The organism is Rhodococcus sp. T7, assembly GCF_009872365.1.
In the GTDB taxonomy this organism is placed as follows: Bacteria; Actinomycetota; Actinomycetes; order Mycobacteriales; family Mycobacteriaceae; genus Rhodococcus_F.
This window is the reverse complement of sequence record NZ_WXYH01000383.1, coordinates 1-12,299: the sequence shown is the minus strand read 5'-3', so window position 1 is coordinate 12,299 and position 12,299 is coordinate 1. Positions and strand designations below refer to the sequence as shown.

General features: G+C 61.5%; 10 protein-coding genes. 5 read left to right on the top strand and 5 right to left on the bottom strand.

Going from position 1 to position 12,299, the window contains the following annotated elements; all coding sequences use genetic code 11:
• Position 1 precedes the first annotated feature (1 nt).
• On the bottom strand, positions 2 to 1,258 hold the full coding sequence (locus MLGJGCBP_RS42380; protein ID WP_160103603.1) for a hypothetical protein: 1,257 nt from the start codon (positions 1,256 to 1,258) through the stop codon (positions 2 to 4).
• A 217-nt stretch (positions 1,259 to 1,475) separates the two neighbouring features.
• On the opposite strand from MLGJGCBP_RS42380, the gene MLGJGCBP_RS42375 reads away from it, so the two are divergent.
• The 5 genes from MLGJGCBP_RS42375 to MLGJGCBP_RS42355 all read left to right on the top strand — a co-directional run bounded on the left by MLGJGCBP_RS42375 (position 1,476) and on the right by MLGJGCBP_RS42355 (position 9,092).
• Positions 1,476 to 2,528, top strand: a complete 1,053-nt coding sequence (locus tag MLGJGCBP_RS42375) for a cupin domain-containing protein (protein WP_160103601.1) — start codon at positions 1,476 to 1,478, stop codon at positions 2,526 to 2,528.
• Positions 2,522 to 5,965 (top strand): ATP-binding cassette domain-containing protein, encoded by a 3,444-nt coding sequence (locus MLGJGCBP_RS42370; protein WP_160103599.1) that lies wholly within the window; start codon positions 2,522 to 2,524, stop codon positions 5,963 to 5,965. The genes MLGJGCBP_RS42375 and MLGJGCBP_RS42370 overlap by 7 nt, the downstream gene beginning before the upstream one ends.
• The gene (locus MLGJGCBP_RS42365) at positions 5,931 to 6,857 is read left to right on the top strand and encodes a hypothetical protein (RefSeq protein WP_160103597.1); all 927 of its coding nucleotides are present in this window, start codon (positions 5,931 to 5,933) and stop codon (positions 6,855 to 6,857) included. Before MLGJGCBP_RS42370 ends, MLGJGCBP_RS42365 begins: the two co-directional genes overlap by 35 nt.
• Position 6,858: 1 nt before the next feature.
• On the top strand, positions 6,859 to 7,713 hold the full coding sequence (locus tag MLGJGCBP_RS42360) for an aminotransferase class IV (protein ID WP_160103595.1): 855 nt from the start codon (positions 6,859 to 6,861) through the stop codon (positions 7,711 to 7,713).
• A 125-nt stretch (positions 7,714 to 7,838) separates the two neighbouring features.
• Entirely contained in the window at positions 7,839 to 9,092 is a 1,254-nt protein-coding gene (locus tag MLGJGCBP_RS42355) for an ATP-grasp domain-containing protein (protein ID WP_160103593.1), read from the top strand.
• 25 nt (positions 9,093 to 9,117) lie between these two features.
• On the opposite strand, the gene MLGJGCBP_RS42350 is transcribed toward MLGJGCBP_RS42355, so the two are convergent.
• From MLGJGCBP_RS42350 to MLGJGCBP_RS52485, 4 genes are all read right to left on the bottom strand, one after another.
• Positions 9,118 to 10,311: an ATP-grasp domain-containing protein gene (locus MLGJGCBP_RS42350; RefSeq protein ID WP_160103591.1), complete on the bottom strand. Its 1,194-nt coding sequence runs from the start codon at positions 10,309 to 10,311 to the stop codon at positions 9,118 to 9,120.
• Positions 10,312 to 10,369: 58 nt separating this feature from the next.
• The gene (locus MLGJGCBP_RS42345; protein ID WP_087559745.1) at positions 10,370 to 11,389 is read right to left on the bottom strand and encodes a methyltransferase; all 1,020 of its coding nucleotides are present in this window, start codon (positions 11,387 to 11,389) and stop codon (positions 10,370 to 10,372) included.
• 120 nt (positions 11,390 to 11,509) lie between these two features.
• Positions 11,510 to 11,677: a hypothetical protein gene (locus MLGJGCBP_RS52490; RefSeq protein WP_236581682.1), complete on the bottom strand. Its 168-nt coding sequence runs from the start codon at positions 11,675 to 11,677 to the stop codon at positions 11,510 to 11,512.
• Between the two features lie 163 nt (positions 11,678 to 11,840).
• The gene (locus tag MLGJGCBP_RS52485; protein WP_236581681.1) at positions 11,841 to 12,218 is read right to left on the bottom strand and encodes a PIN domain-containing protein; all 378 of its coding nucleotides are present in this window, start codon (positions 12,216 to 12,218) and stop codon (positions 11,841 to 11,843) included.
• Positions 12,219 to 12,299: the final 81 nt, after the last annotated feature.

The following is a 12,299-nucleotide window of genomic DNA, read 5'->3' as shown; positions in this document are numbered from 1 at the left end:
TTCACGCCACCTCGGACAGCCGCGGGAAGAGTGACATCATGGCAGCATTTTTCAGATACGACGCGCCTGCCGTCCCGCCGGTACCAGGTACCGTTCCGATGACTTTCAGGGTGATACCCCAGTGGCCGCGCTTCATCGCAACCCACGCGCGGTCCAGGCGCCGCATCGACTCCTCGACAACGCCTGCATCCGGATGAGATTTCCGCATCGCGAGATAGACGTCCTGCAACGTGTCCTCCCCGACATCGATATTCCCCATGCGCTCAAAGTCACGGGGATCGAGTGGAGCGCAGGCGAATTCGATCTCACGAAACGCGCGCGACTGCACCGCACTCCGCCCATGGGTGAAGCCGCGAATGATCGCGAAGGCGTCGACCGGCATCGTCGTGAGAACCCGAAAGAGCGCAGGAACCGCTTCGAGGCGGATCGATGCCCGGTCGAGGCGATCCTTTGCCACTGCGGTTAGACCGTGGCGCAGGTCACCGATCGACCTCGAAATCGCTGTCGCGACTTGCCGATACAGACCTTCGAAGATCTGGATGCAGCGGATGAACATCTGCTCGTCGTGCAGGCGCGTCGTCGGCAACAACGTCAGCCGAACTGCACTGCCGATCTCTTCGGGGACACCGTTCAGCGCCGGCGCGGCGACCGAAGCAAACGCACTGTAGTCGGCGCCCGGCTGAGCCAATGCCGCAAGGCCGGCCGCAGCTACGGAAGGATCGAGCGCGAAGTCGGGTGCGAGCCTGTCGAGTTGGGTCACGACCCGTGTCGCTGCGCGCGCCCTGGCCACCTGGGGTGCATGTGCCGACCTCCCGAGGGCGCGCGCCTCCAGCAACGCGAGGTCCATGGCCGCGGCAGCAACGAATGCGTCCACGCGCTGCGCGTCATCGGACCGGACGACCTGGTCGAAATAGTCGAGCCCGACATAGGACAGGTAGTCGCCGTTCTGGGCGTCGAACGTCATCGGTAGCCAGGCACCGAGAACATGATGCGCACGGTTGGTGCCATGGAAGTGTCGCAGCATGGCGACCAGGTGGGGCCGGACCCCGTTACGCCCGACTGTCTGATAGTGGGCCGCGACAGCCGAGTGGGGAAACTCCGCGTGCCCCGATTCCCATTGCCGGAGCGCATTCTCGATATTGCGGCCGGACAATTCATCGGTCGTCGCTTCAGCAGCCTGAAGGCACGTGCCCCCGACGCCGATCACGCCGGAACGAACAAATTTCTGCTCGGCTTCGAGCAACGTTTCGGAAATCAATGCGAAACTCGCCTCTCATCCGTACTGCGGTGTTCAGCTATCTTCGGCGGCGCGCGGCGAATGCGGATAGACACCCTAGGGAGACTTCTCGACACCCTTTCCGCCTGAGGGGGTGACATTTTCAACCCTGGGGTGCCTGTGCGGCCGGCAGGCACGTGCCCAGGATTGGGAGCGCTACGGAACTCGAGGCCGGTCGATCCCAGAGAAGGAAGAATCTATGCACATCATCGCCAGAAGCGCACTCGAGACGATCAACGAAGCCGTTGTCGGCGGGAACATCCACAACCTGGGTGTCGTCAAGATATTCAGCCGGCATCCTCAGTTGGCGCAATTCATTCCTACCTCCAGCAATTTGGCGATCAGCTGGGTCAGGTTGGAGTGCGGTGAGGTGCTGGCGGTGCACAAGCACCCGGAGCCCAGCCTGATCCTGATCTGCGAGGGCTCCGGTCGAACGCTGGGCAGTGCAGAGCAGGAGGTCGGTGCGGGAGACATGATCCTCGTCCCCGGCGACTCCTGGCACGGCTTCGAAGGAACCCGGGACGGTTTCTGGGCGCTCTCGATCCAGTTCAACGGCAAGGCACTCTACGAGAACGCCGAGAAGCCCAACGCGATGTTTGCACGCGAGGTACCGAATCCGGCGGCTGTGCTCCTGGCGGACAATGAGAAGTACCTGCAGCAATTCGGAACCAGCAACCTGTTGCGGCTGATCGACGACCCCTCGTTCGACAACCCACACGTTCGGGAACGGCTGCTCGACTGCCAGCAAACCTGGTCGGACGTGTTTCAGGACCTGCTGCACCTGCGTGTCGCGATGACTACCGATACTGCGCACAAGCAGGTGGCGCTCGACCATCTGGTCGAGGAACTGGGTCACAACGACAACCTGCGCAACCAACGGGGGTCAGCGCACGCGCCGGTCACCGATGAGACGTTCGTATCGACAATGGAGTGGTTCAGGCATCAAATGCTGTACCGGAGCGACATGGTGCGCACTCTGCTGATGCATGTGGTGCTGGAAGGTAGTGGTGAGATCTGGCACCGGGAAGCGGCGCGAGCGTTTCCGGCAATTCCGCACTTCCAAGAGCACGGAGAAGACGACGGTCAGCACGTGAGCATGGGTATCGATCTGCTCGATCGAGCAACGCAGGCCGAGATCCGTGAACTCCGCGAAGCACTCGCCGAGGGATGGAAGATGATCACGCAATTGTGCGACAGAATCGCGTCGATCGCTCTGGCCGACACGGCGGTCCCCACATACTCCACATGCTGAGCGTCCTCAGGAAAATCGTTTGGTTCGAGGTTCCCGAACCCCGAACTCGGCTCACCCCCTCGTCCAACGCCTCGCACCTTGCCAGATGGCAGCGGTGGTGTGACGCCGCGCAGCGGGACAGCGTGAACGCGCCCCGAGGCGAACGACTCAGCAGATCCGTCTTCGGCGGACTTCGTCGTGACATCATGCTCGGGCTCGTGGCCATCGCGATCAATGCAGGATGCGCCTTCGGTGCTGCGATCACGCTGAAATCGCTGATCCAGCACCTCGTCGCCGGCGGTTCAGCGCTGACGACGAACCTCACGCTCGGTATCACCTGCATCGTGCTGACGTACTTGGCGTGGCTTGCGTTGAATCACACCTTCATGCAAGCCGACGTGGTGGGCATCGGAGCCCGGACATACGTCGAACAACGGCTGCTGCGCAAGAAGCGCAGCGTTACCCCTTCCGGCCAACCGGCCGACCTGGTCACGCTGCTGGACCGGGAGGCAGCACGCGTCGAAAATGCGTGGTCGGGACTGATTTTCATCATTCTTGCACTCGCAACCATCACCTTCACCTCCGCGTACTTCTTCGTGGCGCTGGGACCGAGTGCTCTGGCAGCACTATCGGTGATTCTCGTCAGTTCCGTGGTGATCTACTGGAACGCAAAACAATTGAATGCCGCGCATGCTGCGCTGTCCGCGACGGCGGCAGATCGCATCGAAGTCGGCCTGTTCTCGCTGAACAATCGCCTGCTCACGTGGCTCAAGAACTGGAACGACGAACTGTTTCGGCGCTATTCCGACAAGCGAGGCGACGAGGAGCGCGCGCTTCTGAAAGCCGCGCGTCTCGTCGCGCGGATCAATCTCATATCGACGCTCACTCCGATCGTTGCCATGCTTGCCGCGGTGTTTACGCAGTTGGCCCACGTTGGTTACGTCGATCCAGCGGGTCTGTTGTCCACGATGGCGCTGGTCGGAGGTTTGAAATCCGTCGCCAACAATATCCCCTTCATTGTTCAGAGCCTGTCCCAGGGCATCGTCGGGCACACCAACGTCGCGAAGTATCTTTCCAGTCCCCCTCCGCTGGACACCGATGCGACGGCAACGCGCCTACCGGCGACAACGGCGAAGCACATCGCCGTCGTCGGCGCCGCAGGCAGTGGCAAGACAACCGTTCTGAGAATCGGTGCACGCCGGAGCAGCCAAGTGAACGACAAAACGCTCTTCGTACCGGATGAACCGTGGATATTCCCTGGCGGGCTCTACGAGAATTTGTGTCTCTATCGAAGCGAATTCACGGACGACGAGGCCCGTCGCGCCCTGACACTGTCCCGGCTTCCCGAAACCTTCTACGGCGACTACCTCTCGAGCAAGTCACGCGACCGGACCGAGGGATGGGACTTGTCCCGTGGGCAGGGGAAGCGGCTGGAACTGGCACGGGCAATATTGGCCGAACCAAAGTTCGTGTACCTGGATCAGCCCACGTCAGGGCTGAACGACGACCTGGCGCGTGGACTGTTGGCCTCGCTTCTGCGCGGGCCGTGGCACGACACCACGGTCGTTTATGCGACGGACAAGCCCGATGAAAAAGAAGCTGCAGACGAGATATGGGTTGTGGCCGGAGGCGAGGTCGTGGAGGTGATACGAAACCTCACACCACGTGCGGCGAATCCTGTTCGAGACCGCAAAAAGTGGCTCGCTCAGGAGGATCGGTCGGTCGGTCGCCGTCCCCAGGCCATGGACCGACCGGAATCCTCGACCTCGTCGCGCCGCAGTCTGATGAGCCTGGGCGTCGCGAAGGTCGCGGTTGTTGCATGCGTCCTGTTTGCGTGCCGTGACGTTCTGACGATTGTCGGTGACTACACAGCGGCCAGCGGAATTTCGACCACGAATGCGCGGACAGCAGCGACAACCCTCATCGCTGCACTGTCGGCCGGGGCACTCCTGTCGATTTTCACCTCCTTACTTGTAGTCAAGCGCAGCATCATGGCGGCATCCCGAAAATGTCGGAGTTACTTCTCGACCGTCATGAGTCCAAAGCCCTCCAGGTCGGCCTTCGACGAGGTCGACAAGGACTATCAGAGCAAACTGACGTGGGATCAACGACGTATCGACGAACTTCTGCCAGAAGTACTTCTGAATACGCTGGGTGCGGTGACGCTGCTGCTCACGACCACCGCGTTCGTATTGAGCAAGAACATTTTCGTCCTGCTTCCCCTTGCCGGGATGTGCTTCGCCTACTGGCACAGTTCGAAGCGATCAGGAAGGCGACTACAGAAGTTCAACGATAGTGAGATCGGTACGACGTCGACCGTGTTGGAGCAGGTCGAGGCCATTACCTGGAGTTCAGCGAGATTCGACTTGGCACGCGACAACTCGGCCCTCGTCAATTGGCTGAACAAGAGTTTGATGAATCGCGCCTTCGCTTCGATGGACAATGCGGGCGCGCGCCGCTGGTTCAATTACAAGCTCGACCTGATGGGTGTGCTCTTCCTGTCGGTCGTTATCGGTTCAACCGTGTTTGTCCAGGTCGGCGGCGGATCCAACCTCAGCAGTGTTCTCGCGCTCAGTCTCTCGTACAGCCTCATCGCTGTTTTCGCCCGAGCGGGCCGTTGTCTGGTCGACCTCAGGCAGGTTCTCGACAGCGCAGATCGTCTCCTCACGCCTCCGATCGGCCCGTCGCCGTGCCGGACCGGCTCAGCAGTTGAAGCCGCAGCGCTCGTGTCGCTGTCGGAGGTAGCGTACGTCGCGCCGCACACCGGGGCGGTTCTGCTGGAGGAGCTTTCAGAGTCGTTCGCCAGCCGAGACGTCGTGGTCGTCATGGGCCCGAGCGGGGTCGGGAAGTCGACATTTGCGAAGCTGGTTGTCGGCAGTCTGCAGCCGACAACGGGCGTCCTCTCGACATTGGGCCAGACGACGGGATACGTCTCGAATTCCCACGCCGAAGACATCCTCCTACTGACGTCGAGTCCGATCTTCAAGCCAGGACGACTGATCGAACATTTCAACAGCCCGTTACCGCTCGAATTGGCTCGCGTCGTCGACTATCTCGACGTGGCGGACGTCGTCGGGCGATTACCGTCCGGATTCGACGAGCCCGTCCCCGCCACCGGTCAGTTGAATTTGAGCAAGACGGAACTGCAGCGGCTGGCGCTCCTCGACCTGTTGATCAATCGCCCGGCGATCGCAATTCTCGACGAAGCGACTTCCGAGTTGAGTACAGGAGCAGAGCTCTCGATACTGCGAGCCTTGATCTCTGCCTTGCCGGACACGCTTTTCTTCATCATCACGCACAACCCGGAGCTGACCGAACTTGCCAACCGAGTCTTCCACTTCAACGGCGAGCGACGCCTCCTCGAGTATTCTGCCCAGTCGCGCACGACAGCCGATCGGAACTGGAATGGAAAGGAGGAAGACCATGGAATGGCTGCCTCAACGCAATGCGTTCTGTAACAGTCACAACGTTCCACGGCCACAACTTCCGCTGAGGAACATCGCGCACTGGAACGCGGTGCTCCAGGGCAGCGTGAGCAGCGATGACGCCCTTCATCACGAGCGAGCGTACGTCGCACCCGGATACTTCTACATGCCCGTGTGCGACGAGCCCGACGATCGGGCACTGGCGGAGTTGTCGAGCCTGGCATCAACCGCCGACTGGTTGCTGGTCCCTTCTCTTCGCAGATCCGATCGCCGTCGGCGCGACGACGTCATTGCAGTTCCATTCATGAAGGCGGCGTTCTTCCGGTCTTCGCGAAATGTGGACCTCGCCCTCCGAACAGCGGTCGGAGCGAGTCAATACAAATCAATCGTCAGACTCACGAGGAAGGCTGAGGCGGCGTGCACAATCGAGATACACCGTCTCTCGAACGTGGCGGAAGACAATCGAATCCTGCGCGATTTCGCCGGCCTCCAGGCAATGAACGTGGCCAAATACGGACACGCCAAGAACCTCTATACGAGCGATGTGCTGCGTATGCTGGCACGCTCGTCCGAAGGTGAGAAATACTTCGTGAAGCTGGACTACGACAAGTCTTCGAATACTCCATTGGCCGGATCCCTGAGCTACGCCGACGATCACCGTGGCGTGTTTACGAAACTCGTTCGGGGACTCGACCATGACCGGATTCCGCGCGGGTTGAATCTGTACATCGCCGACTACTATCACATGTATCGTTTCGCGGATCGGCTTGGTTTCGCGGACATCTGCCTCGGCCGAGGGGCCATCGACGCCAAGGCCCGGGTAGGCGCAATCCACATTGTCGACCTGGACAACTGGCTGATTCCGGTCAACACAAGGCGTGCACAGGCAATGCAGGAATTCGCGAAATCGCGACATGGAGACTGAGATGATCAACGAAATTGCCTGGGTAGATGGAAGATGCGTCCGATTCGACGAGGTGAGCCTGTCACCTGCGACCCATGGGTTGTCGTATGCCACGTCGGTGTTCGACGGTATCCGCACGTACGGCGGAAGCATCTTCAAGTGTGACGACCACATAGCCAGATTGCGGCGGTCCGCCGAGTTGTTCGGTCACACCCTGCACTATTCGAATTCGGACTTGGCCGATGCTTGCCACGAATTGGTGCGGGCCAACGGTCTGGCCGATGCGTACATCAAGTGCTTGGTCTTCTATGACGACACCGATGTGAGTTTCAAGGCGCAGGGCTCTTCCAGCAAGGTGGTCCTGTTTGCCCTGCCCTTTCCTTCGAATTCGGGCGCGGAGCAATATCGGCTCTCGACGGCAACGTGGCGGCGTGCGCCCGCCTCGTGCCACCCGTATCAGGCGAAAACGTCGTCTACCTACGCGTTGAGCTACTTGAGCCACCGCCAGCGGGACGACGGCTACGATGATGTGCTCTTTCTCTCCACAGCCGACGCTGTGTGCGAGTCGAGCGGCTCGAACGTGTTCTTCGTCAAGGGAGACGCATTGTTCACGCCCACTGCCGAATTAGCCCTCGACGGGATCACCCGAAGGGTGATCATCGATGAGCTGTGTCCGCGACTGAAGCTCTCGGTAACGGAACGCGACATCGCATACGGCGAGATCGGATCGTTCGACGCCGCATTTCTGTGTGGCACTGCGATCGAAATCATGGGGGTTTCCGGCATCGACGAGATCCGGTATGCGAAGTCCGCAGTGGTCGATGCGATTGCAACCGAGTATCGGCACCTGACTGACGGCCGGTCCGCAATTCGATGACGACCACGCAAGGTGGGCGATCCTTCCCCCCAGGGTTCCTAGCTTCACGTCCGTCAGCCCGGGATAGTACTGGAAGGTGAAAGTCCAATTCGCCGATCGGTATTCCATCCAGCGGGGTCTTCTGAATGAAACTGCTCATCCTCCATCGCGTTCCGTATTCCTTCATCGAATACCATCGTGTAATAGATCATGGAATTCACGATGTCGTCTACGTGGGCACAGGCGCGCAACTTGCTACCGTGCCGCCCGACCTTCCCTGCACGAGGGTTGAACGGCCGGGTCGAGCAGGTCTGGCCGAGGAAGTTCGCACCCTGTTCTCCCCCGACGATTCCTTCGACAGAGTCATCAGCGTCTCCCAATACGAGATGATGGATGCAGCGCAGATAAGGCGGAGCCTCGGAGTGGAAGGGGTATCACCGGAGCAGGTCCACATCGTGAACGACAAGGTAGCGATGAAAGCCGCGGTCGCAGGAAGCGGACTTCGCGTGCCCAGATTTGTTCGCTGCGATGAGGCGCTCACCGCTTCGTCCGCCGATGTCGTTCCTTGGGCCGGGAAGACGGTGCTCAAACCACTCGATGGAACTGCCAGCAAGGATGTTTTCGTTTTCGCCACCTACGCTGACGCCGGCACTGCGATTCTCGATCACCCGACGGAGGACTGGGATCCTGAGCGTTTCCAGCTCGAAGAATATGTGGAGGGGCCGATCTTCCACTTCGATGGCGTGATGCTTGCCGGTGCGCCGGTGGCGATCGTTGCCAGCAGATATCTGGGCACGTGCCTCGAGTTTGCACAGGGAGTTCCGCAGGGATCGATTCAAGTCGACGACGACGGTGGGCGCTGCAAGGAAGCGGTCGAATACCTTCGGGCTGTGGGTATCGACAATGGCCCGTTTCATCTCGAAATGATCGAGGCCGCAGATGGAATGGTTTTCCTGGAGGTCGGCGCGCGCGCCGGCGGCGGACATATCAAGGAGACTTTTCGGCTTGCCACGGGCATCGACTTGGTCGCAGCCGGTTTGGCGTGCAACCTCGATTGGTCACCTGTCGAAATCAATCCACTGAAACGGTGGTTCGAAACGACGGCGAGCAGCAAGTTCTACGGAGATTTCATGTTCCCGGGTCACCTGCTTCCGTCGCGGTACTGCGCGATATCGGGTGGTGAAAGATTTCAGGCCCACCCAGATGTTGTTCGATGGAAGGAGCTGGATGCGGGTGCTTCTCTTCCGGAGACCGTTAGCTATCTCGATTTCGAATTGCCCGTCAGCGGCATCGTCGCCGGCCGGTCGAGCTTTGAAGTGACATCACTCATTCGCGAAATCTTGACAACGGTGCAAGTAATACCGATCGAGCAGCCCCCGCAATGCCCCACACCTCGCTGACCGTGCAGTACCTGAATCTGCCCGGTCAGTGCGGAAGCGGGCTCGTCTCCACCCGAATCCGATCCTGCGCCTGAGCCAACCGGCGCTCGGCGTCCACGAGATCAGTGCCGACGGCGACAATGACACCTTGACGATCCGCAGAGGACCGGAGCGGACCGAGTCGTTGCCCTGGTTCGAGAGAACACTGCAGGCGGATTATCCCCTCGGCCTCACGCGCGGCCTCGATGCCCTGCACGCGTTCGATCACCACATTCTCGTAACCAAAGAATGCGACGCAGCCTGCACCGTGCCCGGGTGTTCGCGATTGCGGCGGCAGCCCGGCAAGATGACAGATCGATTCCCGGACCAGATCGCGACCCATCGCACGGAGCACCAGCTCCCAGATGAAATCGCCTCCGGGACGGGTATTTCCCTCGATGATCCGGGGTCCGGCCGGGCCGAAACGCACTTCGGTATGGGCCGGCCCGAAGGAATGACCGATGGAACTCAGGAAATCGGTGACGAGTCCGCGGAGCTCGGCAAGGGCCGATGCCGCGAGCACGGCCGGCATCAGATGACCGGTTTCGATATACCCTGGCGGGCCGGTGGTGGTTTTTGCGGTCACTGCAATGATGTCGTGCCTGCCATCCGTGCTGAGGGATTCGACGCTGTATTCGGGGCCGTCGATGAACTCCTCGACGAGGGTCGGCCCGGGGTACTCGCCGCGAGAGCGGGCGAATGCGGATTCGACCTGGTCGAGGCTGGAGACGCGAAAAACACCGGAGCTGCCTGCGCCTTCAGCCGGCTTGACGATAATCGGGCCACCCACCGACTGAAGGAAGCTCCGTACCTCGGCGGACGAATGGCAGCTTCGGGTCAGCACAGCTCCGAGATCACGGCCGGCCAGGTGCTCGCGCATGGCGATCTTGTCGCGGGTCAACCGGACGGCTTCCCGCGCATTGCCCTTGATGCCGAGGGCCTCTTTGATCACGGCGGCCGGCATGAGGCCGTGCTCGGTGAATGACACGACGGCATCGATGCGTTTGAACTCGTGCAGCGCCCGCGCCCTGCTGAGCGCCTCTGTCCGGTTGCGGTAGTCGAATACGCACAGCCGGTGGGCGCGCCTGGCCTGCTGCGCGGTGACCGATTCGGAATTCTGAAACACAGACAGCTCGATCGGTAGATCTTCGATCATACGGAAAGTCTCGTCATGCCCGCCGACGATCAATATGTGAGCCATGCCGACCCAGCTCCCCGAGGTCCGCTGATTCCCGGAGGTCGTACTCGTCCGGCCGGTCTCACTTGCGGCCCTCGATCACGCTGAAACCGCAGGGCAGGAGCGTACTGCCGGTGAGCCCGAGACCTGCGCGTTCGTACAGGCGCGCGTAGTCGTTAATGGTTCGCTCCCGGCCGCCCGTCATGACCAGCATGGCGACGTCCACCACATTTCCCCAGACGTATCCGCCGTCCTCGCTGATCACCCGCTCCAGGACCAGGATCCTGCCGCCGGGCTCGAGTGCGGTCACGCAATTGGTGAGGACGCGTACCGAGTCGTCGTCGTTCATCGTGTGCAGAACGCTCTTGAGCAGGTGGACGTCGCCCCCACCGGGCACCTCTGTGAAACCGTCGCCGGGCACGATGCCACAACGCTCGTCGACGCCGTATTCCCGCAAGGTGTGACCGGCCCTGGCCAGCGAGAACTCCAGGTCGTAGATCGTGCCCCGCAGATGATCGTGTGTGCGCAACAGCTGGGCGGTCACGATGCCGTAGCCACCGCCGACATCGACGACGTGCCGATTGTCCGTGAAATCGACCGCTTCCGCGGTCTCGAGACCGGCGCGGATCGAGATCTCGTGCCAGCCCAGATGGAAGCGCTGGGCGGAGTCGGGGTGCTCGGCCAGGTACTCGAAGAGGGATTTGCCGAAGTACTGGCCGAATCCTGTCTGTCCCGTGCGAGCGCAATGAAGCAGTCCGCTCCAGGCCAGGTACGTTTCTGCGCCGGCGAAGAGCTCCACCTCGCTTGCGATCGAATCCGGATGATCCCTGCGCAAGAACTCGGCTCGTGGCGTGAGTGCGCACGTGTCCTGCTCGTCCACGGAGAAGACCCCGGCACTCATGAGTAGGCGGAGGATCCGCTTCAGCGCATCGGGATCAGTTCCACTTCGTCGTGCGAGATCGACAAGCGCCAGTGGGCCCGCCGCCAGCAGATCGGCGAGCTCCAGCTCGACGGCTACGAACAAGCAGCTGGATATGTTGTAGCCATGAACCATCTCTTTGACACAGAGACGGTCGGGCTTGTCACGGAAGTCGAAATACATTGTGCGCCCTCGAATACGTCGTGGAGTACAGCCATACGTGGAACTCCCGGACTCCCGGGCGTTCCACCAGCGTGAGGCCTCGCCGCGCCGCGCGATAGGCACCCCGGGGTTGGCAACCATTCACCCCGTGGGGTCCGACTCCGACCCCAGATTCCGTACCAGCCAATGCCCGTCGACGAGATGCATGAGGACCGGGCACACGGACCGGGGATCGTTCGGCTGCCACAGGCCGCCCTCCAGCGCCGAGGCGTCGAGCACGTAGAGCGACCCGACCCCCGGGGCGACCATCCTGGTCGCTGATCCGATTCCCCACGTCGCCGGATCCGGCACCGGCCCCGCAAGGGCCGCCGCGACCGTCTCACCATCCCAACCGTCGACGGTGATCCTGATAATGGTTGTCGCGCACCCAGTTCTGCGCGAGCACCGCCCGGAAGTCCGGATCCACATTCGGTCATACCGACAGCAGATCCCCGTCCTCACACACCGTCATCAGGAACGCCCACACCGCATTCCCCAGATCTGTGTGCCCGAGCACCCGCACCCGTTCGGCCGGATCCATCGCACGAAGCTGCGGTACGTCTGCCGGACCTCTGGGCGGCAACGAGTCGATCTGCTCGTCGGCGCCCCTGCGCATCTGCCGGACCCGCCGCGCCGCCTGCTCCTGCGACTTGCCGAACCTCTCCCCGGCCAGGTCGCGCTCCACCTCGTCGAGCAGATCCGGCGTCCACACCGGCCGGAACAACTCGGCGTCGGCCAGGGTCAGCAGCAGGTTGTTGAGGACCTGCGAAAGCAGGACGCACCCGTCGAGAACCACCCGAATGGTCGTCATGGGTCGCCCCCGGATCAGCGGGTCGAAGCGAAGCCGTCAGCGGCGTCGCCGGGGTCCGGGGTTTCCTCCTGCGCCATCTCC

Coding starts and splice junctions, on each gene's coding strand:
- MLGJGCBP_RS42375 (WP_160103601.1), top strand. CDS start 1,476: ATGCACATCATCGCCAGAAGCGCACTCGAGACGATCAACGAAGCCGTT.
- MLGJGCBP_RS42370 (WP_160103599.1), top strand. CDS start 2,522: ATGCTGAGCGTCCTCAGGAAAATCGTTTGGTTCGAGGTTCCCGAACCC.
- MLGJGCBP_RS42365 (WP_160103597.1), top strand. CDS start 5,931: ATGGAATGGCTGCCTCAACGCAATGCGTTCTGTAACAGTCACAACGTT.
- MLGJGCBP_RS42360 (WP_160103595.1), top strand. CDS start 6,859: ATGATCAACGAAATTGCCTGGGTAGATGGAAGATGCGTCCGATTCGAC.
- MLGJGCBP_RS42355 (WP_160103593.1), top strand. CDS start 7,839: ATGAAACTGCTCATCCTCCATCGCGTTCCGTATTCCTTCATCGAATAC.
- MLGJGCBP_RS42350 (WP_160103591.1), bottom strand. CDS start 10,311: ATGGCTCACATATTGATCGTCGGCGGGCATGACGAGACTTTCCGTATG.
- MLGJGCBP_RS42345 (WP_087559745.1), bottom strand. CDS start 11,389: ATGTATTTCGACTTCCGTGACAAGCCCGACCGTCTCTGTGTCAAAGAG.
- MLGJGCBP_RS52490 (WP_236581682.1), bottom strand. CDS start 11,677: ATGGTCGCCCCGGGGGTCGGGTCGCTCTACGTGCTCGACGCCTCGGCG.
- MLGJGCBP_RS52485 (WP_236581681.1), bottom strand. CDS start 12,218: ATGACGACCATTCGGGTGGTTCTCGACGGGTGCGTCCTGCTTTCGCAG.